The organism is Mycobacterium colombiense (assembly GCF_001672755.1).
GTDB lineage: Bacteria > Actinomycetota > Actinomycetes > Mycobacteriales > Mycobacteriaceae > Mycobacterium > Mycobacterium colombiense_C.
This window is the reverse complement of sequence record NZ_LZKI01000108.1, coordinates 101,268-123,797: the sequence shown is the minus strand read 5'-3', so window position 1 is coordinate 123,797 and position 22,530 is coordinate 101,268. Positions and strand designations below refer to the sequence as shown.

Sequence of the window (22,530 nt, the reverse complement as noted above, 5' to 3'; positions counted from 1 at the left end):
GTCAGTGCCCCGTCCCGAACCGCACACCGATGGTGGTCAGCACGACGTTGACGGCGTAGAGCGCGACAACGCAGAGCACGACGGTCTCGTTGACGGCGGTGCCCAGCCCCTTGGAGCCGCCGCGCACCGTCAGGCCGCGGAAGCAGCCGACCAGGCCGGCGATCAGGCCGAAGACCGCGGCCTTGACCGTCGCGATCACGACCTCGGGCAGGCCGGTGATGGTGGTCAGGGTGGCCAGGTACGCGCCGCCTGACACGTTCTGCAGGTAGACGCCGAACAGGTAGCCGCCCACCAGGCCGACGGTGATCACCAGGCCGTTGAGCAACGTGGCGACGATGGTCGCGGCAAGCACCCGGGGCACCACCAGGCGGTGGATCGGGTCGATGCCGAGCACCTCCATCGCGTCGATCTCTTCGCGGATGGTGCGGGCACCCAGGTCCGCGCAGATCGCGGTCGAGCCGGCGCCGGCGACCACCAGCACCGTGGTGAGCGGGCCGAGCTGGGTGACGGCGCCGATCGCGGCGCCGGCGCCGGACAGGTCGGCGGCGCCGAACTGGGCGAGCAGCACGTTGAGCGTGAAGATCAGCAGCACGGTCAGCGGGATCGACACGAAGACGGTCGGCAGGAACGCGACGCGCATGATGAACCAGCACTGCTGGATGAATTCGCGCCATTGGAACGGCCGACGAAACAGCGCCTTTCCGGTGAGCACGCACATCCGGAAGAATCCCCCGACGAGTGTCAGCGGCGAGGCCAACTGGTCGCGTACATAGCTGACCAAGTAGGGACCCCGCCGACTCGTCGACGTTGAAGTCACCGCTGCCCCCTCTGGCCGTCACCGCGCGCTCCCTGGCGTCGCGGAGGATCGTCTAGCACGCCTCGCCCCCTGACCGCTGTGCGGCCGGGGGTGCCCCCACCTCGCCCCGGCTTGATGCCTGTGACCATCGGCTCCCTACTGGCAAGTAGTAACGGAGACCACAGGAATGTACCCGATGGCCAAGCACGTGTGAACCGCATCTGCACAATTAACCCTTCGCCAACAGCTGGCAAACGTTACAGCTCCCGTCAATTTTCCTTTCTGCTCCTAAAATCTCTTGTCCTAGAATGGATTTAGTCGATTTCTCCGACGCCGTAGCGGACGCGCAGTTCAGTCTTGAGCACCTTCCCGGCCGGGTTGCGCGGCAGCGCGTCGACGATCTCGAGTGCCTTGGGATGCTTGTACCGCGCCAGCCGTTCGGTCAGAAACGCATCGAGCTCGTCGAGCCGTAAATTGTCGCCCGCGACAGCGGCGACCGCGATGGGCACCTCACCCCACTTGTCGTGGGTCCGGCCGATCACGGCGACCTCGACGATGCTGGGGTGGCTGGCGAGGACGTTTTCCACCTCGGCACAGTAGATGTTCTCGCCACCGGAGATGATCATGTCCTTCTTGCGATCGACCACCCACACGTAGCCCTCCTCGTCCATGCGGACGAGGTCGCCGGAATGGAACCAGCCGCCGGCGAACGCTTCCGCCGTGGCCTCCGGGTTGTTCCAGTAGCCGCTCATCAAAGTCGGTGCGCGGTAAACGATTTCGCCGACCTCTCCGACCGGCACGTCGTTCATGTTTTCGTCGACGACGCGGGCCGCGACGGTGGGGATCACCTTGCCGACCGAGCCGCGCTTGCGGATGGCGTCTTCGCCCAGCAACATGCACGTGACCGGCGACATCTCCGTCTGGCCGAATGCGGCCAGGATCTGGGTGCCGGGGAACCTCTCCGACATCTCCCGCAGCAGCGCGTCGGGAGCCGGCGCGGCGCCCCACGAGATCACCCGCAACTTCAGGTCACGCGGGCGGGCTTGCTGTTCCGCGCAGACCGCCTGCCACTGGGCGGGCACCAGGAAGATGCCGGTGACCTTCTCGGCCGCGAGCACGTCGAGCAGCTGTCCGGGCTCGAACGCGCCCAGCGGGTAGATCACCGTCGGGATGCCGAGCAGCACCCCGGTCAGCAGGTTGCCGATGCCGGCGATGTGGAAGAACGGCACACCGACGAACCCGACGTCGTTGTTGACGTCCGCGCCGTTGGTGTACAGCCCGGTCATCGTCTGGCCGGTCAGGTTGGTGTGGGTCAGCACGGCGCCCTTCGACCGGCCGGTGGTCCCAGAGGTGTACATGATCAGCGCCGGCGAATCGTTCGGGATGTCGACGGGCTGGTGCCGTTGGCCGGGCTCGTCGATCAGGTCCTCGTAACCGAGCACGCTGTCGTCGGTCGAGCCGCCGGCCACCACGATGGTGCCCAGCAGCGACTCGATGCTGCGGACGCCGGTGGCCACCGGTGCCAGCACGGGTTCGGTGATGATCACGCGGGCTTCGCAATCCTGGACCAGGAACGCGATTTCGGGTGGGGTGAGCCGGAAGTTCAGCGGGACCGCGATGGCGCCGAGCATGTTCACTGCCAGCACCGACTCGACGAACTCGGTGCGGTTGAGCATCAGGATCATGACCCGGTCGCCGAAGCCGACACCCCGGCGGCTCAGCGCGTCGGCCAGCGCCGACACCCGGTCGTGCAGCTCGCCCCACGTCAGGGTTTTGCCCAGGAAGCGCAGCGCCGTCGCCTTCGGCTGCATCAGCGCGTGCCGCTCCAGCTGGTTCACCCAGTTCTGTCGCCGGGCCAGATACGGCTGCTCATTCGCCTGTGTCGGATGGTTCGCCAATTGCGCGGTCAAACTCAGCACTTCCCTTCACTCGCGCACCGCTTGCGCCAGGTTGATATTTGATAAAACTTGGTGTTGTGTGGGTCACACTATGGCGTTGACGGTCCACTGACAAGTCCCCGTCAACGCCCGTCAAAACTTAAACTCCGTCCCGCCAAGCCCACGAAAGCCCTGGCAGCCCCCGTGAACGCACCGATGTCAATGCAGCCGAGGAGTCGGCGGCCGCTACGCCGGGCGCAGTTGTCCGATGAGGTGGCCGGTCATCTGCGAGCGGCGATCATGTCCGGCACCCTGCGCCCGGGGACGTTCATCCGGTTGGACGAGACCGCGGCCGAGCTCGGGGTCAGCGTCACCCCGGTGCGCGAGGCCCTGCTGAAGCTGCGCGGCGAGGGCATGGTGCAGCTCGAACCGCACCGCGGCCACGTCGTGCTGCCGCTGACCCGGCAGGACATCGAGGACATTTTCTGGCTGCAGGCATCGATCGCCCGCGAGCTGGCGGCCGCGGCCACCGACCACATCACCGACGCCGAGATCGACGAGCTGGACCGGATCAACGACTCGCTGGCCGCGGCCGTGGGGTCCGGCGACGCCGAGACCATCGCGGGCATCGAGTTCGCGTTCCACCGCGTCTTCAACCAGGCGAGCGGCCGGATCAAGCTGGCCTGGTTCCTGCTCAACGCCGCGCGCTACATGCCGGTGCTCGTCTACGCCGCCGACCAGCGGTGGGGAGAGGCGGCGGTGGACAACCACCGCCAGCTGATCGCCGCGCTGCGCCGCCGCGACAGCGCCGCGGTGATCGAGCACACCGTGTGGCAGTTCACCGATGCGGCCACCCGGCTGACCGAGATGCGCGACCGCACCGGGATCTTCGACTAGCGGCGATCGCGAGCGCGGCGAAGCCGGGCGAAGCGGGTCGCCGCCATCAGGGCTAGCTCGAGGCCAGCTGCTCGGCGCGCTGCTTGAGGCTTTCGGCCAGATGGTCGAGCACGTTGTTGAGGAGTTGCTTCACCATCGGCGCCGGAACCGGCATCGAGGTCTCGACGTCCAGGTCCACCGTGAGCAGGCTCGACGCCCCCATCGACACCACGCTGAACAACTGCTCCTGCTTGGTGAACAGGTCGCCCTGCTGCAGGACGGTCTGGATCTGGTTTTCGCCCGGGTAGTACACGGCCTGAATGAACATGCTCTGCATGCCCTGGTAGTCGGTGTCGAGCCGCAACTGGCTGGGGCGCCCGTCGTCGTAGCGGGCAAGCACCCAGAGGCCCTTGATCTCCTCGTTCCACTGCGGGTAGGCCTCGAAGTCGCCGACGATCTTCATGATCAATGCGGCGTCGGCGTCCACCTCGACGGTCTTGCTCATGACTGGCATGCGCGAAGCATAGCCGGGCCCGCGGCGCGTCCCCACGGTGCCGTCGCGGCCCCGTCCGGTGACGAAAGCCCTGGTGTCAGGCCCTTATTGGTCGACTATTGGTCCACGGTGGCCGAGGCGAGCAGCGCGCGGACGGCGTCGGGAATCGGGACGGACTTGCGGGTGGTCCGGTCGACGTAGACGTGTACCCAGTGGCCCAGCGCGGTGATGGGTTGCGCCTTGCTTTCCGCGGGGTCGGTCCGGAACACGCCCAGCCGGTAGGTGACGCTGCTGCGGCCCAGCCGCGTGACGGCCAGGCCCACCATGAGGTCCTGCGGGAATTGCAGTTCGGAGAAGTAGCGGCAACCCGATTCGGCGACAATGCCCAGCGCGGGCGTGGTGATCGGGTCCAGCCCGGTGCTGGTGTTGATCCAGGCGTTGATCGCGGTGTCGAACAGCTGGTAGTACACAGCGTTGTTGAGGTGGCCGAACATGTCGTTGTCGGCCCACCGGGTTCCAACCGGCCACAGCACCGGAAAGTCGTTGCTGGTCAACCCGTCCGGTGCGGGCGGAACTACGGAAGTCGACGCCATGGTTGTATTCCAACATGCCTTCAATCAGGGGCGCGGTACTGGAGCACATCGGGTCACCTCGGCCCTACGCGCAGTCGCGGCCGATCGCCATCACCGAACTCGACCTGGCGCCCCCGGGGCGCGACGAAGTCCTGGTCCGCGTCGAGGCGGCCGGCGTGTGCCACTCCGACCTGTCGGTGGTCGACGGGAACCGGGTGCGGCCGGTGCCGATGTTGCTCGGCCACGAGGCCGCCGGGATCGTCGAACGGGTCGGCGAGGGCGTCGACGACCTGGCCGTGGGTCAGCGGGTGGTGCTGGTGTTCTTGCCGCGGTGCGGCCATTGCGCGGCGTGCGCGACCGACGGCCTGACGCCGTGCGAACCGGGCAGCGCGGCGAACGGCGCCGGCACCTTGCTCGGCGGCGACATTCGGCTCAGCCGGGCCGGGCACCCGGTGTATCACCACCTCGGCGTCTCGGGCTTCGCGACGCACGCCGTCGTCAATCGGGCCAGCGCGGTCGCGGTGCCCGGCGACGTGCCGCCCGACGTCGCCGCGCTGCTGGGCTGCGCTGTGCTCACCGGTGGTGGCGCCGTGCTCAACGTGGGGCATCCGCGGCCGGGCCAGACTGTTGCCGTCGTCGGGCTGGGGGGTGTCGGGATGGCGGCGCTGCTCACCGCGCTGACCTACGACGGCGTCCGCGTCGTGGCCGTCGACCAGCTGCCGGAGAAATTGACGGCCGCCCGCCGCCTGGGCGCCCATGACGCCTACACGCCGCAGCAGGCCGCGGACGCCGGGGTGAAGGCCGCCGTGGTGGTCGAGGCGGTCGGTCATCCGGCCGCGCTGGAGACCTCGATCGGCTTGACTGCGCCCGGCGGGCGGACCATCACCGTGGGCCTGCCGCCGCCCGCCGCGCGAATCAGCGTGTCGCCGTTGGGTTTTGTAGCCGAGGGCCGGTCATTGATCGGCAGCTACCTCGGCTCGGCGGTGCCCAGCCGGGACATTCCCCGTTTCGTCGAGCTGTGGCAGTCGGGCCGGCTGCCGGTGGAATCTCTGGTGTCGTCCACGATTCCGTTGGAGGGAATCAACGAGGCGATGGACAACCTGGCCGACGGCACCGCCGTGCGGCAGCTGATCAGATTCGACGGTTAGTCGCTGTGCAATGCGGTGGCCAGGGCGTGACCCTGCAGCGCGAACAGTCGTTGCGAGCCCTCCCAATCCGGCAGCAGCGAGTCGAACCCGTGACAGGCGCGCGCGAAGACGTGCAACTCGGCGGAAACCCCGGCGCGCAGTAGCCACAGTGCGTAGTCGACCGCCTCGTCACGAAACGGATCGACCTCCGCGCACGTGATCAAAGCCGGTGGCAGTCCGGCGAATTCGCTGCGGCGGGCGGGCACCGCGGATTCGCACGCACCGGCCGGGCCCAGGTAGTGACGCCACATCAGATCGGCGCCCTCACCGTCGAACGCCGGGCTGGCGCGGAACTCCACCTTCGACGGGGTGACCCGATCGTCGAGCACCGGTTGGTGCAGCAGCTGGAACACCACCGGCGGCGCCGCCCCGTCGGTGGCCCGCTGCGCCAGGCACGCGGCCAGCGCGGCACCGGCGCTGCTGCCCGCGACCGCCAGCCGTGCCGGATTCACCTCGAGCGCAACCGCATTCGCATTCACCCAACGCAGCACGGCGCCGGCGTCCTCGAGGGCCGCCGGGTAGGGGTGTTCGGGGGCGAGCCGGTAGTCGACCGACACCACGGTGCAGCCGCCGCGGCGCGCAAGCTCGACGCACTGCACGTGATCGGTGTCGAGGTTGCCCAGCGCGAAGCCACCGGCGTGGCAGAACACCACGGCAGGCGCCGGGCCCGCGAGCCCACCGCGATAGATGCGCACCCCGACGTCACCAGAGGCCGTCGGCACGCTGTCCTCGACGATCCGGACCCCACGCGCATCGGTCTGCTCGGCGGTCAGCCGGCGGCGTTCGTTGAACGGTTCCCGGGTGAGTTGGATTGCGGCGAGGGAGAAGTCGGTGCGCGTCGTCGCCACCTCGCGCAGCGCGGGATCCAGGCGATCGGCGCCGTCCAGCGCCGTCACCGCACGCCCCGCTCAGGCGCCGTGACCGTGTCGGGGGCCGGCGCGACGGGCGCGGTGAAGAGGAAGTCGGCAGGGGTGAACCTGCGCGTCATGTTCCAGAAGGCCCGCGCGCTGCGCGGCCACTGGGTGACCACGCGGCCGTTGGGGGCGCGGAAGTAGTTGCTGCACTGAGTGGTCCAGACGGTACCCACCATCCATCGATCGATCTTGGCGACGAAGTCGGCCAGCGCGGCGGGCCGCACCGCGACGTAGCGCTTGCCCCTGCGCCGCAGGTACTTCAGCGCCCGTACGATGTAGCGCGCCTGCGCCTCGAGGATGAAGATGACACTGTTGGAGCCGACATTGGTGTTGGGTCCGTACAGCATGAAGAAGTTGGGGAATCCCGGTACGGCCATGCCGAGGTAGGCGTGCGCCCCGTCCTGCCATTCCTCCCGCAGGGTCTTTCCCTGTTCACCGGACACGTCCAGTTCCGCGAGATAGTCGGCCGCGGCGTAACCGGTGGCGCAGACCACCAGGTCCACCTCGCGTTCGGTGCCGTCGTCGGTCACCAGGGACCGGCTGCGCAGGGCGCGCGCCGGGCTGGTCACCACCTCGACGTTCGGCTGGGTCAGCGCGGCCAGATAGTCCGACGAGAACACCAGCCGCTTGCAGCCCATCGGGTGCTCCGGGGTGAGCTTGCGGCGTAATTCCTCGTCCTCGACCGTCTTCTCCAGAAGTCCGAGCGCGACGGCCTTGAATTGCTCGGTCTTTTCGCTGCCGTGCTCGATCACCGCGATGTTGGATTCGCTGCGCAGCCACAGCCGGGCCCGGTAAAGCTTTTTGGCGAACGGAAGGTGCGCGAACAGCCAGCGTTCGCGCTGCGTGTAGTGCCGGTCGGGCTTGGGCAGGATCCAGGTCGGCGACCGTTGCACCGAATACACCTTGTCGGCGACCTTGGCCAGCTCGGGGATCAGCTGGGAGGCCGTCGAACCCGTACCCAGCACGGCGATCCGCTTGCCTTCCAACGGTATCGAGTGGTCCCAGCGTGACGAGTGCATCACCGTCCCGGCGAACGGCTCCTCTTCGGTGAGGTCGGGAAGCAGCGGGCGGGTGAACAGCCCGACCGCCGACACAACGACGTTGAAGTGGTGCTGCTCGCCGGACGCGGTGGTCAGGCACCACAGCTGGCTGTCCGGATCCCAATGCGCCGCTGTTATTTCGGTGCGCAGCCGCAGGTGTGGCCGCAGGCCGTACTTGTCGGCGCAGCGCTGGAAGTAGTCCAGGATCTCGGCCTGCCCGGACCACAGCCGCGACCAGTCGGCGTTCAGGTCGAACGAATACGAGTAGAGGTGCGATTTGACGTCACACGCGAGCCCCGGATAGGTGTTGATTCGCCAGGTGCCCCCGACGCCGTCTTCCCGGTCGAAGATGGTGAACCGGTCAAAACCGGCCCGTGACAGCATGATTCCCAGCGCCAGGCCCCCGGGCCCGGCGCCGATGATGCCGATGTTCATCGGATCTGCAGGCATTGCCCACCGTCGATGACGAGTTCGGAGCCGGTGATGAACGACGCCTCGTCGGAGACCAGAAAGGCCACGGCGTCGGCGACCTCACCGGGCTCGCCGATCCGCCCGAATATCGACGCCTCGGCCAGCCGCGTCTGGGTCACCTCGTCGAGCATCGAGGTAGCGATCGGCCCGGGGAAGACGGCGTTGACGCGGATGCCGGAGGGCGCGAGTTCGGCGGCGACGGTCTGGGTCAGTCCGCGCAGCGCCCACTTGGACGACCCGTACGCGCTGTGCTGCGGGAAGGGGCGGATCGCACCGGTGCTGCAGATGTTGACGATGGACGCGTTCGACGCCTTGCGTAGTTGTTCCAGCGCCGCACGCATGCCGAGGAATGGGCCCAGACAGTTGACCCGCCAGGCGGTTTCAAAGCCATCGGTCGTCTCCTCGGTCAGCGGCGCCCGGTGCAGCACACCGGCACAGTTGACCAGCGTGCTCAGCGACCCGAGGCGCCCGACGACCTCCGCGACCACGGAGTCCCACCGCTCCGGCGAGGTGACGTCGAGCTCGAGCGCGATCACGCCGTCGTCGCCCGCTTCGCCGACCGCGGCGCGGAGTTCGTCGATGCGCCGATCGCAGGCGGCCACCGAGAATCCCCTGTCGCGCAGGCGTTTGGCGATGGCCAGACCCTGTCCGCCGGCGGCGCCGGTCACCAGTGCGACGCGTTGGTTCATGCTGGATTCACCTCGGGGCTGTTGGCCAGGCCGGCGCTGGTGACGAAGCGGCAGCGGCGCCGCGCAAGGTGCCACTGCCCGCCGGTGCGGGTCAGTTCGTCATCGTAGATCGCGGGCCGCAGCTGCAGGTCGCCCGCGCGGACGAACAGCACCTGCGATCTGGCGGTGGCCCGCTCCCCCACGACCTCGATCCGTGCGCTGCCGTTCAGGTGCAGGCCGCGGGCCGCGGCGCGGAACATGCCCACGATTTCTTCATGGCCGGCGAAGGTCTTGCCGTAGACCAGGAATTCGCCGTCGGGTGCGAACAGCTGCACGCACGCGTCGACGTCGCCGACGTCAAGCGCGAGGGCGTAATCGGCGAGCAGTCCGCGGATCGCGGCCTCATCGTCGCGGGCGTCGCCCGTCATTGCGTCGCCTCACGCAGGTGCTCCGCGGCGCCGCGGCGCAGCGCCTGTGACTCTGCGGCCAGGGTGATCATGCCGAACCCCAGCTGCGCCATGGCATGACCCGTCTTGCCGTCCCCGGCGTGGATGCCGGCGACCAGGCCCGCGTCCGTCGCCACCCGATGGATGCGCACGATCGCGTCCAGCACGTCGGGATTCCGCGTGGCGCCGACGACGTCGGCCCCGAGTGAAATGGCGAGATCGGCCGGGCCGACGTAGATTCCGGTGAGCCCGTCGACGGCGCAGATCTCGTGGATGCCAGCCAGCGCGGCCGCGGTCTCGATCATCGCGAACACGCCGACGCGTGACTCGTGGGCGGCGGGATCGGGTCCCAGGCTGGCGCGCAGCGGGCCGAAGCTGCGCACGCCCCTCGGCGGGTAGCGGGTGGCGGCCACCGCGGCGGCGGCCTGGTCCGCCGACTCGATCATCGCGATGACGACGGCGTCGGCGCCGGCGTCCAGTACCCGCCCGATCGGCGCCGCGTCGGCGTTGGGCAGGCGCACCACGGTGCCGACGGGCACGTGCTCGGTGCGGCGCAGGATACGGGCGATATCGGCATCGTCGAGATAGCCGTGTTGCGCGTCGAAGCCGACGTAATCGTAACCGGCGCGGGCGAATTCCTCGGGTCCCAGCACCGTCGGGCCGGTGACCCAGCCGCCGAAGATCGGGGTCTTGCGGCTCAGCGCCTGCTGCAGGTTGCTCGGCGAAGTCATGGCCGGCTCATTCGGCGATCGCGATCTTGATGCGTTCGGGGTCCGGCCGGCAGGCCAGGTCGAAGGCGTCCTGCACCCCGTCGATGCCGAACGTGTGGGTGAGGTAGGCGCCCAGCAGCCAGGGGTGTTCGGCGGTGAACTTGCCGGCGAGCTCCAGCATCCGCCGGCGGTCCAGCGTCACACCGGATTTCAGGGTCAGGTTGTTGCGCAGCATCACCCGCATGCTGATCGGATACATCTCGTCGTCGGCCACGCCGAAGTAGAACACGGTGCCCCCGGGGGCGGCGGCGTCGATGGCGTGGTTCAGGGTGGCGACCTGGTGGCCGACGGCCTCGATGACGACGTCCGCGCGGTCGCCGGGTTCGAGCTGGCTCACCCAGCGGTCGCTGGTGGCGCGCACCGGGTCGTCCACCCCGAAAGCCGTTGCCAGACCGTGGCGATCGATCGGGTCAACGCCGGTGACCCGGCGCGCGCCCGTCGCCTTGGCGACGTAGGAGAACAACAGGCCGATCGATCCCTGCCCGATGATCGCGACGTGCCGGCCGGCCAGGTCGCCGAGCTGTTCGCAGGCGTAGAGGACGCAGGCCAGTGGTTGCAGCCCGACCGCCTGGGCGGGGGTCAGCGCCGGATCGTACGGCGCCAGCCCGTCGCCGTTGCTGACGATGCGTTCCATCAGGCCGTCGAATCCCGACGCCCAGCCGACCACGCGATCGCCGGGGCGGTGTGCGGGGTGCCGGCTGGCGATCACCTCGCCGGCGACCTCGTGGATGGGAAAGCCGTCTTTCTCAGGCCCGCTTCGGCCGTCGTCACCGGGGATCCGCCCCCTGGCGCCGCGAAAGGCCGGCAGGTCGCTGCCACACACACCCGCGGCCAAGAACCGCAGCAGCACCTGCCCGTCGGCCAGGCACTCGGGAGTCTTGTCGTCAATCGTGTTGCGCTCGAACAGGTACGGGGCGATGATCCGGTGGGACCACACGTCAGACCTCCACCGGAATGTTGTTCCAGCCCCACTGGAAGCTGGACGGCAGCCGGGTGGCGTTGTCGCCCTGAATCGCGTAGTCGGGTACCCGGCGCAGCCATTCCTGCAGCAGCACAGCCACTTCCAGCCGCGCCAGATGGTATCCGATGCAGAAGTGCTGGCCGCGGCCGAACGCCAGCGAGCGGCGGATCGGCCTGTCCCAGATGAATTCGTCGGGTTCGGGGTATTCCCGCTCGTCGCGGTTGGCCGACGCGAGCAGGGTGATGACGCGCTGGCCCGGATTCAGGGTCTGGCCGTGAATCTCGAAGGGCTTGCGCACCGTTCGGGCGAACCACTGCGCCGGCGCACAGAATCGGATCATCTCGTCGCGCGCGACGAGCACGTTGTTGTCCAGGTCGGCGCGCACGGCGGCCAGTTGGTCGGGCCGCCGGCTGAGCTCCCAGAGTCCGTGCGCGACGATTTTGGGCACCGTCTCGGTCCCCCCGATGAAGATGCACAGCATCTGGGTCGCCACTTCCATGTCGTCGAGGGCACTGCCATCGGGCAGGTGATAGCCGAGCAGGCCATCGACCACGTCGAGCGGTGCCCCGGACGGATCGGCGCGGCGGCGCTGCACCGCGGGCAGTAGATACTCGAAGTAGTTGGGCCGCGCCTGGCCGGTGTCCACGCCTTCGCCGGGCTGCGCAAGGCTGCCTGCGTTGACCGTCGCGAGAACCTGCGGCGCGAGATCCGTGGGGATACCGCACAATTCGCAGACGATGGCGGCCACCACGATGCCGCCGTAGTCCTGGGTCAGGTCGAACGAACCGCCCGGGAGCAGGGCGTCCAGGCGTTCGGTGGCGAGCGCGCGGATCCGGCCCTCCAGGTCCGTGACCGACCGTGGCCGGAACGGGCGCGAGTGGGTGCGCCGGATCTCGCCGTACAGGTCCGCGTCGAACATGGCGTGAAACGGCAGCGGATGAAGCGGCGGATCGTCGACCGGGCCGCTGTTGTGTTGCGCGAGAACCGATGCCGGTGGCAGTGTGCCTTCCGACGCGACGAACGTGCCGTTGTTGACTTCGAGTACCTTCCAGATGTCCTCGAAGCGCGACAGCGCGAAGGTGTCCCACTGCGGCATGTAGTACACCGGGTGGTGGTCGCGCAGGATCCGGTAGTACGGCAACGGATTCGCCATCACCGCCGGGTCGAAGGGGTCGTAGTGGAAGTCGGTCATGTTCATGGGGTTTCGTCGCTCCGTCATTGCAGTGGCGATGGCGGGAGGGCCTGCAGAATGGAGTCCTCCCAGCCGTCGCGCAACGCGGGAGCCACGCTCATCCACGTGACGATCTCGGCCGGTGGGCTGTCCTTCCAGGACGGATAGTGTTCGGCGAAGCAGTCCCAGCCGCCGTCCAGCGCCCAGTAGTGGATGACTTCGTTGTAGCGGAAGGTCGTGGTGAACGAACCGAGCCAGCGCTTGCCGGTACGTTCCGACCACGGAACGTAGAGCCGCTCCAGTTCGCGGATGTAGTCGTCCTGACGCCCCGGCTTGGTCTGCATGATCTCTTGAATCACCAGCGGTGCAGTGAAATTCGCGTCACGAAGCTGGGCGAGCGTCTTGTTGCTGGGGCCGGGGTACATGATGCGGCCCTCGCCCGAGGCGCCGATGTCGGCCAGGAACGCCGACCATTTGCCGGACGCGGCCTCGTGGCTGCCGCCGCGGGCCTGGGCGGCGCCGATCCTGGCGTAGTCGGCGAATCCGTCGATCTCCCAGATGACCGTCACCTGTGGCCAGTGACCGTTGTACGGCGTGGATTCCCAGATCGCGAACAGCCGGGCGCCGAGTTGCTCCATCATCGGCTGATAGGTGTCGGCGAAGATTTCGGTGAAGCGGTCGCTTCGTCCGGATCCCAGCGAGATCGTCTCGTGCAAGTAGAGCAGTGTGTGGCCGAAGTATTTCTTCATGGGCTAGTCGAGCCGGATCAGCTCTGAGTCGGCCCCCGAGCCCACGTCGCACAGCAGCGTCTCGGTGGCGTCGACCGTCGCGCCCGGAATGCCCGCCGCCGCAAGCGCATAGCCCTTGAACATCCGCGCCGCGCCGCTGAGGAGGTGCTGCGCCCGGGTCGTCGCACGGTTGACGCCCAGAGGCCATCCCTCACCCCACAACGCGACCTCGATCAGCCGGTTGTCCAGCGATGCGAACACCGCGTCGCGCACGCGGGCGTCGGCTGTGAACACCTCGGCGCCGACGGCCAGGCTGGTCGAGCCCGTCCCCAGCACGGCGAGCTCCGGCTCGAGCTCGGCTGCCCGCACCCCCAGGATCCGCAGCGGCCGGGTGTCGCAGCCCCGCGGCAGCAGCACGGTCACTTCCCAGCCGGCCATGGCCCGGTCGTAGAGCCAGCCGCCGGCCGATTGCACGACGTCCACGGCATTGGCCGCGACGACGTCGAGCCGGTAACGCAGACCCTCGCCGTTCGCGCGGGTTGCCTTCGCGGCGCCGGTCTTGCTGATGTCGAACGTCGGAGCGACCATCGATCCATTCCTCACCACCACCCGCCGCCGGTCGGCCGGCGGGTCTCAAGCGCTTGTCATGGGCTTTCCCAAGGGCTGGAGCCGCGTCACGCCTCGGGCGATGCGGCTCACCGGACAGCGTGACACTTCTGACGAAATTTGTAAAGGTCCCCAGCCGCCCCTCAGGACCCGCGGCGCGCCTCGAGGTCGGCCAGGACTTCCTCGGTGTGCTGCCCGAGTTCCGGTGCCGCAGAACGCGGTGCCCACGGCGTCCCATGGAAATCCGCGGGTGTGGCCACCATCGGCACGGCGGCGTCGCCGTCGGGGACGTCGACGATGCCGCCCGCGGCGTGGAACTGTTCGTCGGCGACGACGTCCTCCAGGGTGTTGATCGGTGACCAGAAGAAATCCGGTTCGCCGGCGAAGACCTGCGCCCACTCGTCGAGGGGCCGCGTCGCGAAGATCTCGTCCAGCGCAGCGATCAGCACCGTCGAGTTGACGGCGCGGGCGCGGGCATCGGCGAACCGGGGGTCGTCGCGCCACTCGGGCCGGCCCACCGCACGACACAGCGCCGGCCAGTGCCGCTCGGGCTCCAGGCCGACGATCCAGAACCGCCGCCCATCGGCGGCGGCGTAGTTGTTCATGCACGGGTTGCCCATCGTTTCGCGCTGGCCGATCGCGATCGGCTGCCCGCTCATCAGATAGGTGTTGAGGTCGAAGCTGACGGTGTAGGCGCCCTGCCGGTAGAGCGAGGTGGTCACCAGTTGGCCCGTCCCGGTGCGTTCGCGCGCGAGCAAGGCCGCGCACACCGCCGCGGCCATCGTCATCCCGGCGGAGTGGTCGCCCATGCCGCCGCGCTGAAACGGGGGCGTGTCGCCGGGACGGGTGAGCAGGTGAGCCACCCCGGCCCGGGACCAGAACGCGGCGACGTCGAACGCGGCGCGGTCGGCGTCGGGCCCGTCTTCGCCGTACCCGGTGATGAGCCCGTAGACCAGCCGCGGGTTGGCGGCCGACACCGTCTCGAAGTCCAGCCCGAGGCGCCGCAGTGCGCCGGGGCGCACGTTGGTCAGGAAAACGTCTGCGTTGGTGAGCAATTCGAACGCGGTCCCCCGGCCCTCGTCGGTACCCAGGTCCAGCACGACGCTGCGCTTGGACCGGTTATCCATCTCGAACGGCGGGTTGAGGCCCAGATCGCAACCCAGCATCCGGCCGAACATGCGCGCCGGATCGCCGGTGGGCGGTTCGATTTTGATCACGTCGGCGCCCCAGTCCGCCAGGATGCCGCCGGCGGCGGGTCCGGCCACCCAGACCCCGAGTTCGACGATCTTGACGCCTGCTACCGGTCCCGCCATGGGTAAGTTCCTACCCTGTCGGCGCGCCGGGGCGCACGCATCCCCCCGATTCGGCGGTGCGTGCTCAGCTGGCCGCGCGCTGGTCGCGCACCGCGAAGGTGCCGTCGTGGTCGAAGGCGGCGCGGTTGGCGTCGACGTAGTCGCCGACGGTCATCGGTTTGTGCCCGCTGATCACCTCGACCAGGTTGTTCTCTCCCGCGAAGACGCCGTCCTGGTAGTCCTGCGCGACGCTGCTGATGTGCTGGACGAAGAAGTCCGGTCGGCCCTGCGACGTGAGCGCCGCGGCGAAGGCGGGGATGCCGATCGGCTCGTAGCGGACGGCGATGCCGAGCGCATCCGACATCTGCTCGGCGATGCGGTAGTGGTCGAGCTCTTCGGCGCCCACCAGAGGATAGATCTGCCGATCGTGCGGGGCCGGGTTTTGCAGAATGGCGGCGATGACGCCGGCCTGGTCGCGCCCGGCGATGGGAGCGTGGCGCCCGTTGCCGAAGGGCAGCCGCAGCACGCCCCCGTCGCCGCTGCGCGCCCACTGCCACTTGAGCCACTCGGCGAAGAAGGTCGGGCGCAGATGCGTGGTGCCGAAGGCGAACCGGTCCAGCAGTCGCTCGGCGATCCAGTGCTGCTGGGCGGCATGGCTTTTCGCCTCGCGGCGCGCGGAGATCTGCGACATGTTGACCACCGCCCGCACGCCCGCCTCGCTGGCGGCCTGGGCGAAGATGGCCGTGGCCGGCAGCAGGCTGCCCGGGGCGATCGGGTAGCAGAAGTAGGCGGCGCTGACGCCGGTCATCGCCGAGCTGACGGCGTGGAAGTCGAGCAGATCGCCTTCGACGATCTCGGCGCCCAGGCCGGCCAGCGCCTTGGAGCGCTGGTCGCTGCGGTGCACGAACGCGCGTACCCGGTGCCCGGCGTCGAGCAGCATCTCGACGGTGGGCGCACCGGTGTTGCCGGTCGCCCCGGTGATGAGAAACAGCTGATCCGATGACATTCTCTTGACTCCTTGCTGACTAACGATGGCGTTAGTAAGATACAAGCACGATACGCTGGATAACGCAAGCGTTAGCCAAAGGGGAGAGCGATGGAGTTCGAGAACCGGCTGCGGGACCGCCGGCAGTGGTCGATCGGCGAGGGCTGCTCGATGTCGAAGGTCCTCGAACTGCTGAGCACCAAGACCGCCTTTCAGGTTGTCCGCGAATTGTTCTTCGGCACAACGCGGTTCGAGGATTTCACGGAACGCATCGCGGCGTCGGCGCCGGCGGTGTCGCGCGCACTCAAGCAACTCGAGACGGCGGGCATCGTCGCCCGCGTTCCCTATCAAGAGCCGGGGCAGCGCGCTCGCGACGAGTATCGGCTGACCCAGGCCGGGGAGGACTTTCTGCCGGTGTTCATGTCGCTGGTGCAGTGGGGAGACACCTACCTGCAGGACGGCCCCGCCCCGCTGGCGTTCGTCGACGCCGACACCGGCCGGACCGTCGGGGTGCGCGTGACGACCGACACCGGCGCACCGGGAAAGCGCTCCGCCGACATCCGGATCCGCCGCGCCACCCCAGCCGGGGGCCGCACATGATTGGGTAGACCGGGGGCAAGCAACCGGGAGGAACGCATGACTCTGGTGGCCGGGCGTGGTCCGCTCAGCAGCGATCCCGCGGGGCGCTTCTCGCCCCCGATACCCGACGGCGTCGTCTACGTCGAACCGCATCCCCGGCGTGTGCAGGCCGTCAAGGACGGCCGCGTGGTGATCGACACCGAACGCGCGCTGATGGTGCACCGGCGCGGCCGGCCGCTCAGCTACGCCTTCGCGGCCGGCGAGGTCGGCGACCTACCCAGCGAGCCGGAACCCGAGGCACCCGGTTTCGTCCAGGTGCCCTGGGACGCGGTCGACGCCTGGCTGGAAGAGGGGCGCAGGCTCGTGCACTACCCGCCCAATCCCTATCACCGGGTCGATTGCCGTCCGACCCAACGCCGGCTGCGCGTCCGCGTCGCCGGCACCACGCTGGTGGACACCGACGACACGGTGATCGTGTTCGAGACCGCGCTCGCCCCGAGGCTCTACGTCGATCCGGCACACGTGCGCACCGATTTGTTGCAGCAGTCCGAGACGGAGAGTTACTGCAATTACAAGGGTTTCGCGACGTATTGGTCGTTCGTCTCGGGCGAGGACGTCGTCTCCGACGTCGCGTGGTGCTATCCGGGCCCGCCGCCGGAAAGCCTGCCCATCAGGGGATTTCTGAGCTTCGACGAAACCCGCGTCGAGATGTCGGCCGAGCTGCCGGTCAGCGGCCGTAGCTAGGCCGCCCGAGCCCCAGCTCGTGCTGGGCGATCATGTTGCGGAACACCTCCATGGTGCCGCCGTAGATGCCGGCGGGCACGCCGTGCCGGAAGATGAACTCGATGGCGCCAGCGTCGGCGGAACCCGTTGTGTCGGTGGGCAATGCCGAGGCCGTGCCCAGCAGGTCCATCAATTCCTGGGAGACGTCACGCATGGTCTGGATGAGCGCCACCCGTCCGTACATTCCGGGAGTGGACATGGCCGCCTCGATGCGGGCCATGCTGCGCCCGAGCCGGTATTTCGTCGCGTCGTCGTCGATCGGGCGCCGTCCGGCCGCATCGGGTGTGGCCAGCACCGCCGCTACCCCGTCGGCCGCCTCGGCCATCAGGTGGCCGTGTTCTGACAGCATCGAAATGTTCTGCAGGCCATGGTCTTGCGGGTCGGTGATGCCGTGTTCGGCGTCGAGGGCGAACCGCATCACCGTCCAGCCGCCGTTGACCTCACCGATCCGGTAGAGGTCATCGACACGCACATCGCTGTAGTACACGATGTTGGTGCGGTCACCGTCCACCGTGCGGATGCCCTGGATCTCGATGCCGTCGGAATCCAGCGGCACCAGAAACATGGTCAGGTTCTTGTGTTTGCGGCCCTGGGGATCGGTGTTGGTGAGCAGGAAGACGTACTTGGCGTTCTGCGCGTTCGAGGTGAACATTTTGGAGCCGTTGATGATCCAGCCCGATCCGTCCCGCACGGCGCGGGTCTTGCAGGTGGCGACGTCGGAGCCGCCTTCGGGTTCGGTGTAGCCCAGGCAGAGCCGTATCTCTCCGGACAGTACGCCCGGCAGGATCGCGTCGGCGAGTTCGGCCTTCCCGAATTGCTTCACCAGCCGCGCGACGACCGCGGTGGTGCCCCAGTGGAACCAGGGCGTGTGCGCGCGACCGATCTCGAGGTGGAAGATTCGCCGTCGCACCGGATCGAATCCGCCCTCGGCCTGCTGGTACCAGTCCGACGTCAGGTAACCCGCCTCGCCCAGCGCCAAATGCACTGGCTCACTGAAGTTTTCGCCGGTCTCGCGATCACGGCTACGAACTTCGTCCGTGACGTGTTCGGCCATGAAGGCCCTGGTCTCATCGAAGAATTTCTGATCCTCGGGCGAGAGTTCGACGCGGGAGAAGTCCATGAGACGTCTTCGATCTGACTAGGCCGCGTCGACGACCAGGGTGCGGAACCGGTCGAGGGTCTCTAGCGCGTGCGTGATGCTGTCGCCGGGCAGGTGGATGCTGACCCACGTCACGCCCAGCTTCTCCAGCTTGTCCAGACCCTCGAGGTAGGCGTCGGCGTTGAAGTCGTCGCTCGCGGGGCTGCCGCCCTCGAAGTTCGTGAAGGTGATGTCGATGCCCGACCAATCCCGCTGCGCCGCATCGCATCTGCGCCGCAGATCGTCGATGCCGGCGGTGAGCTTGTCCAGCGAGTCGATGACGGCCGTGCCGGCCGTCTTGGCCAGCTGCGGCGGTGCCGGGAACGGGCACCAGCCGTCGCCGTACTGGGCCACCCGCTGCCGCGATGACGACGTGTTGCCGCCGATCCAGATCGGCGGATGCGGATCGCTCACCGGCCGGGGATGCGCGGTGATGCCGCGCGCACTGAAGTGCTTGCCCTCAATAGAGATATCGTCGCCGGTCCAGATGGCCCGGATCACCTGAAGGGACTCCTCGAACAACTCGGCGCGCTCGTCGAAGCTCACCCCGAGGGCCGCGAACTCGCGCTTGAGGTAGCCCACGCCCACCGCGAGCGTGAAGCGCCCACCGGAGAGCAGGTCGAGGGTTGCTCCAGACTTGGCCACCACGAACGGGTTTCGGTACGGCAGCACCACGATGTTGGGGATCAGCCGCAGCGTGGACGTCGTGGCCGCCGCGAAACCCAAGGCGACAAAGGGGTCCAACGCGTCGTGCCCGCCGGCCTCCAGCCATCGCTGCGAGGGCGCCGGATGATCGGTGAAGCCGAAACCGTGGATCCCGGCCGCCTCGGTCGCCGCGGCCACCTTGCCGATTCCGTCCCCGCTCACCAGCTGCGGGTTGTACGGATGACTGTGCATCGGGTGGGTGATGGTGAACCGCATGGCCGTTAGAACCGCGCGCGCGAGTCGATCGCCGTGTCGCTGGTGCGCAGCGGGCGGATCAGCGCCTCCTGGGCGAACGACGCCAGCAGGTCACCCTCTTGCGCGTGCACGGTGCCGCGCACGTACGACATGCCCGCGCCGACCTGGGTGCTCTCGTGCGTGTAGAGCAGCCATCCGGTCCAGTCCACCGGTTCGTGGAACGCGACGGAGATGCTCATCGGTGCGGTCGACACGGTCAGGTGCGCCTGGGCGGTGCCGATGCCCTCGTGCGCCCGCATCGTGGTGGAGATGCCCAGATGGCCGGTGAAGTAGGCGAGCAGGGCCTTGGCCAACTCGTCGCGGGTGGGGATCGGGTCGTAGTGCAGCCACGCGTAGAGCTCCGGCGGCCCGACCTCGTCGGGGCTGTTGACGTCGACGACATCGACGAGGCGCAGTTCGCGGCCCACCATCGGCATCGGCGAGTGGTTGGCGTCCGCCGGGGCGGCCACCTCGGGACGCGGCAGGTGGTGGCGGATCACATCGTCGGTCGGGACGTCGGCCAGCACGGTGATACTCAGGCAACGCCGGCCGTTCTGGTGCACGGCGACCACTGCCGTGGCGGTGGACCGGCCCTCGGACACGACGTCGACGACGAGTTCGATCGGCGGACCGACGACCACCGCGCGGGAGAACACCGCGTGCGCCGAGCGCACCGACTTGTCGGGGAATCGCTTCGCCACCGCGACGATCGCCTGCGCGAGCACCTGGGTGCCCTCCACCACCTGGCGTTCGTCGCCCCCCGCGATGCCGGTCTCACCGGTGAACTTGTCGTCTCCGTCGTCCTGCACGTCGAACAGATCCAGCAGGCCCTGCACGGTCCATTCGGTCTGCGCGGATTCCTCAGACGCCTTCGTCAACCCACTCCACCTCTCGCGCTCGCGGCTCCGCGCTCAGCGTGACACTTTGAGTAGGATTTGTAAAGCTCGGCTAATAAGACGACGGCCCCGCCGATCGACGGGACAGCGGAACGCACAGGGAGGCAACACCATTGGGCATCGTGACCACCACTTCGGAGACCGCGTTCACGCAGTCCGCCGAGACGGTATACGACTTCGTGACCAACCCGCAGAACTGGACGAAGACCTACCCCGGCAGCGCGCACATCGGCAAATTGCCGGAGCTGCCGCTGAAGGTCGGCGACACCTGGGAGGAAGCCGGTCCCGACGGCGACCGCGTCTTCAGCTGGCAACTGGCCGCCGCGGTGCGCCCGACGCTGTTCGTGTTCACCTCGATCGGCCGGCTGGGCCACGACCGTACCGGCGGTATTTTTCAAGGCGGGATGGAGGGCCGCATCACGGTCTCCTACCACTTCACCAGGCCCGGGCAGGACATCACGCTGTTCTCCCGGACCATGACGATCGAGGCATACAAGCACGCCCCGCTGCCTGACCAGCTCTTCTTGCAGGCCAATCCGGCCAAGATCGACGCCTACCACGAGGCCGTGGCGCGCGAGCTCGCACGATCGGCAGATTGACACCGGTACCCGCGGTGCATGACACTTTTTCGGTGTTTTGTAAAGCGGACCGATTTGCCGAAGGCGGGGACGAATGATTCCCGAGCCGGTGGCCAACGGATTCTGCTTCGGCGAGGGCCCGCGCTGGTTCGAAGGCCTGCTGTGGTTCTCCGACATGCTGGGCGAGGCCGTCCACACCGCGACCATGGGTGGCTCGCTGACCACCCTGCCGCTGCCCGGTCATTCGCCGTCGGGCCTGGGCTTCCGGCCCGACGGGTCGCTACTCATCGCCTCGACCGAGGACCGGCAGGTGCTGCGCTATGACGGCGAAACCGTAACCACCATCGCCGACCTCGCCGACCTGGCGCCGGCCAGCCTGGGCGACATGGTCATCGACGACGCCGGGCGTGCCTACATCGGCTGCCAGGCCTTCAGCGGTGGGGTCATCCTTCGCCTGGACCCCGACGACGGCGCCACCGTGGTGGCCGAAGACCTCGACTTCCCGAACGGCATGGCGATCACCCCGGATCGCAAGACGCTGATCGTCGCCGAATCGACGGGCCGGCGGCTGAGCGCGTTTTCCATCGCCGACGACGGCGCACTGGCCGACCGCCGGGTTTTCGCCGACGGCCTGGACGGCCCGCCCGACGGCATCGCGCTGGACGCCGAGGGTGGGGTGTGGGCGTCGATGACGTTGGCCCACCAGTTCGAGCGGATCGTGGCGGGCGGCACCGTGACCGAGCGCATCGACATGGGCGACCGGGTCGCGATCGCGTGCGCCCTCGGCGGTCCGCAGCGCCGCACGCTGTTTCTGTTGTCGAGCACGGAGGCCTATCCTCAGCGCCTGGTCGGCACCCGGCTTTCCCGGCTGGATGCCGTCACGGTGACCACTCCCGGCGCCGGCCTGCCCTGATCCGAAAGGTTGACGATGACCGACGCCTACTACGAGCTGATCGACTCGACAGGTGACGACGCCGGGTTGGGCGAGAAGTTCCGGGCGACCGATCTGGCGCGCGGTACCTGGTCGGCGGCCATCCAGCATGGCGGTCCGGTGTCGGCACTGCTGGTCCGGGTGCTGGAGCGGTGCGAGCAGCGCGACGACACGCGCCTGTCCCGGGTCGTCATCGACCTGTTGGGCGGGGTGCCGGCCGAGGGCGATCTGTGGGTGCGTGCCGAGGTGCAACGCCCCGGCAAGCAGATCGAGTTGCTCAATGCCGAGATGCTGGCGCCCGGCCCCGACGGCACACCGCGGCCGGTCGCGCGCGCGAGCGGTTGGCGGCTGCAGCACCAGGACACGGAACCGATCGCGCACGCCCCGACGCCACTGCCCCGGCCCCGGGTCGAGGCCGTCGACCGCAACCTAAAGGCGCGGGACTGGGACCGCAATTACGTGCACAGCCTTCAGTGGCTGTGGCTGACCGAGCCGCTCAGCGAGGGGCCCGGCGAATCCTGGATCAACCCAACCGTCGACCTGGTCAACGGCGAATCCATGACGCAGCTGGAACGGCTGTTCGCGGTGGCCGACTGCGCCAACGGCATCGGCAGCAAGCTCGACATCACCAAATGGACCTTCCTCAACACCGATCTGGCCGTGCACGTATTTCGTGTTCCCGACGGCGACTGGATCGGCATTCGGGCGGAGACCAGCTACGGGCCGGACGGCATCGGGACGACCATCGGCACGTTGTTCGACGAGCAGGGCGCGGTCGGCGCCATCCAGCAGTCGGTGCTGGTGCGCCGGCGCCCGCCTCGGGCCTAACGTGG

At 68.4% G+C, this 22,530-nt stretch carries 25 protein-coding genes; 7 read left to right on the top strand and 18 right to left on the bottom strand.

The annotated features are described in order from the left end of the window. Position 1: 1 nt before the first annotated feature. Both A5708_RS15055 and fadD5 read right to left on the bottom strand, forming a co-directional pair. Positions 2-817, bottom strand: a complete 816-nt coding sequence (locus A5708_RS15055; RefSeq protein ID WP_065029386.1) for an MlaE family ABC transporter permease — start codon at positions 815-817, stop codon at positions 2-4. A gap of 293 nt (positions 818-1,110) precedes the next feature. Next, complete coding sequence (fadD5, locus tag A5708_RS15050) at positions 1,111-2,706, bottom strand: fatty-acid--CoA ligase FadD5 (protein ID WP_065029403.1); 1,596 nt, start codon at positions 2,704-2,706, stop codon at positions 1,111-1,113. Positions 2,707-2,889: 183 nt separating this feature from the next. Between fadD5 and A5708_RS15045 the strand changes: the two genes are divergently transcribed. After that, on the top strand, positions 2,890-3,570 hold the full coding sequence (locus A5708_RS15045; RefSeq protein WP_196772646.1) for a GntR family transcriptional regulator: 681 nt from the start codon (positions 2,890-2,892) through the stop codon (positions 3,568-3,570). 52 nt (positions 3,571-3,622) lie between these two features. Here the strand turns inward: A5708_RS15045 and A5708_RS15040 are convergent, their stop codons facing one another. Both A5708_RS15040 and A5708_RS15035 read right to left on the bottom strand, forming a co-directional pair. Continuing rightward, complete coding sequence (locus A5708_RS15040) at positions 3,623-4,063, bottom strand: SRPBCC family protein (protein WP_065029384.1); 441 nt, start codon at positions 4,061-4,063, stop codon at positions 3,623-3,625. 95 nt (positions 4,064-4,158) lie between these two features. Next, positions 4,159-4,635, bottom strand: a complete 477-nt coding sequence (locus A5708_RS15035; RefSeq protein ID WP_065029383.1) for an acyl-CoA thioesterase — start codon at positions 4,633-4,635, stop codon at positions 4,159-4,161. A gap of 14 nt (positions 4,636-4,649) precedes the next feature. Between A5708_RS15035 and A5708_RS15030 the strand changes: the two genes are divergently transcribed. Continuing rightward, the gene (locus A5708_RS15030) at positions 4,650-5,762 is read left to right on the top strand and encodes an alcohol dehydrogenase catalytic domain-containing protein (protein ID WP_065029402.1); all 1,113 of its coding nucleotides are present in this window, start codon (positions 4,650-4,652) and stop codon (positions 5,760-5,762) included. Here A5708_RS15030 and A5708_RS15025 read toward each other — a convergent pair. The 11 genes from A5708_RS15025 to A5708_RS14975 all read right to left on the bottom strand — a co-directional run bounded on the left by A5708_RS15025 (position 5,759) and on the right by A5708_RS14975 (position 15,874). Continuing rightward, positions 5,759-6,697, bottom strand: coding sequence for an alpha/beta hydrolase (locus A5708_RS15025; protein ID WP_065029382.1), 939 nt, complete (start codon positions 6,695-6,697; stop codon positions 5,759-5,761). The two genes, A5708_RS15030 and A5708_RS15025, sit on opposite strands and share 4 nt — an antisense overlap. After that, complete coding sequence (locus A5708_RS15020) at positions 6,694-8,205, bottom strand: flavin-containing monooxygenase (RefSeq protein ID WP_065029381.1); 1,512 nt, start codon at positions 8,203-8,205, stop codon at positions 6,694-6,696. Before A5708_RS15020 ends, A5708_RS15025 begins: the two co-directional genes overlap by 4 nt. Further along, positions 8,187-8,915: an SDR family NAD(P)-dependent oxidoreductase gene (locus A5708_RS15015; RefSeq protein ID WP_065029380.1), complete on the bottom strand. Its 729-nt coding sequence runs from the start codon at positions 8,913-8,915 to the stop codon at positions 8,187-8,189. The genes A5708_RS15020 and A5708_RS15015 overlap by 19 nt, the downstream gene beginning before the upstream one ends. After that, positions 8,912-9,322: a nuclear transport factor 2 family protein gene (locus A5708_RS15010; protein ID WP_065029379.1), complete on the bottom strand. Its 411-nt coding sequence runs from the start codon at positions 9,320-9,322 to the stop codon at positions 8,912-8,914. Before A5708_RS15010 ends, A5708_RS15015 begins: the two co-directional genes overlap by 4 nt. Beyond that, the gene (locus A5708_RS15005; protein WP_065029378.1) at positions 9,319-10,071 is read right to left on the bottom strand and encodes an HpcH/HpaI aldolase family protein; all 753 of its coding nucleotides are present in this window, start codon (positions 10,069-10,071) and stop codon (positions 9,319-9,321) included. The genes A5708_RS15010 and A5708_RS15005 overlap by 4 nt, the downstream gene beginning before the upstream one ends. Before the next feature lie 7 nt (positions 10,072-10,078). Next, a complete protein-coding gene (locus tag A5708_RS15000) occupies positions 10,079-11,047 on the bottom strand; it encodes a zinc-binding dehydrogenase (RefSeq protein WP_065029377.1) in 969 nt (322 codons plus the stop codon). A gap of 1 nt (position 11,048) precedes the next feature. Continuing rightward, on the bottom strand, positions 11,049-12,269 hold the full coding sequence (locus tag A5708_RS14995; protein ID WP_065029376.1) for a cytochrome P450: 1,221 nt from the start codon (positions 12,267-12,269) through the stop codon (positions 11,049-11,051). Between the two features lie 17 nt (positions 12,270-12,286). Continuing rightward, entirely contained in the window at positions 12,287-12,991 is a 705-nt protein-coding gene (locus tag A5708_RS14990; protein ID WP_065029375.1) for an NIPSNAP family protein, read from the bottom strand. A gap of 3 nt (positions 12,992-12,994) precedes the next feature. Next, positions 12,995-13,558, bottom strand: coding sequence for a hypothetical protein (locus A5708_RS14985; protein ID WP_065029374.1), 564 nt, complete (start codon positions 13,556-13,558; stop codon positions 12,995-12,997). 161 nt (positions 13,559-13,719) lie between these two features. Then, positions 13,720-14,889, bottom strand: a complete 1,170-nt coding sequence (locus tag A5708_RS14980; RefSeq protein ID WP_065029373.1) for a CaiB/BaiF CoA transferase family protein — start codon at positions 14,887-14,889, stop codon at positions 13,720-13,722. A gap of 64 nt (positions 14,890-14,953) precedes the next feature. Continuing rightward, complete coding sequence (locus A5708_RS14975) at positions 14,954-15,874, bottom strand: NmrA family NAD(P)-binding protein (protein WP_065029372.1); 921 nt, start codon at positions 15,872-15,874, stop codon at positions 14,954-14,956. Positions 15,875-15,964: 90 nt separating this feature from the next. Between A5708_RS14975 and A5708_RS14970 the strand changes: the two genes are divergently transcribed. Together A5708_RS14970 and A5708_RS14965 are read left to right on the top strand one after the other, a co-directional pair. Beyond that, on the top strand, positions 15,965-16,453 hold the full coding sequence (locus A5708_RS14970) for a winged helix-turn-helix transcriptional regulator (protein ID WP_065029371.1): 489 nt from the start codon (positions 15,965-15,967) through the stop codon (positions 16,451-16,453). Between the two features lie 36 nt (positions 16,454-16,489). After that, on the top strand, positions 16,490-17,176 hold the full coding sequence (locus tag A5708_RS14965; RefSeq protein WP_065029370.1) for a DUF427 domain-containing protein: 687 nt from the start codon (positions 16,490-16,492) through the stop codon (positions 17,174-17,176). Here A5708_RS14965 and A5708_RS14960 read toward each other — a convergent pair. From A5708_RS14960 to A5708_RS14950, 3 genes are read right to left on the bottom strand one after another with little or no spacing between them, the layout of a single operon-like run. After that, positions 17,160-18,335 carry an acyl-CoA dehydrogenase family protein gene (locus A5708_RS14960; protein WP_065029369.1) on the bottom strand — a complete coding sequence of 392 codons (1,176 nt, stop codon included), beginning with the start codon at positions 18,333-18,335 and terminating at the stop codon, positions 17,160-17,162. The genes A5708_RS14965 and A5708_RS14960 overlap by 17 nt on opposite strands. An 18-nt stretch (positions 18,336-18,353) precedes the next feature. After that, positions 18,354-19,274: an LLM class F420-dependent oxidoreductase gene (locus tag A5708_RS14955; protein ID WP_065029368.1), complete on the bottom strand. Its 921-nt coding sequence runs from the start codon at positions 19,272-19,274 to the stop codon at positions 18,354-18,356. Between the two features lie 5 nt (positions 19,275-19,279). Next, the gene (locus tag A5708_RS14950) at positions 19,280-20,170 is read right to left on the bottom strand and encodes an acyl-CoA thioesterase (protein WP_065029367.1); all 891 of its coding nucleotides are present in this window, start codon (positions 20,168-20,170) and stop codon (positions 19,280-19,282) included. Between the two features lie 131 nt (positions 20,171-20,301). Here A5708_RS14950 and A5708_RS14945 point away from each other — a divergent pair, with 131 nt between their 5' ends. The 3 genes from A5708_RS14945 (at position 20,302) to A5708_RS14935 (ending at position 22,525) form a co-directional block, all read left to right on the top strand. Next, positions 20,302-20,787 (top strand): SRPBCC family protein, encoded by a 486-nt coding sequence (locus A5708_RS14945; RefSeq protein WP_065029366.1) that lies wholly within the window; start codon positions 20,302-20,304, stop codon positions 20,785-20,787. Between the two features lie 73 nt (positions 20,788-20,860). Then, entirely contained in the window at positions 20,861-21,679 is an 819-nt protein-coding gene (locus A5708_RS14940; protein WP_065029365.1) for an SMP-30/gluconolactonase/LRE family protein, read from the top strand. 15 nt (positions 21,680-21,694) lie between these two features. Then, positions 21,695-22,525 (top strand): thioesterase family protein, encoded by an 831-nt coding sequence (locus A5708_RS14935; protein ID WP_065029364.1) that lies wholly within the window; start codon positions 21,695-21,697, stop codon positions 22,523-22,525. Positions 22,526-22,530 lie beyond the last annotated feature (5 nt).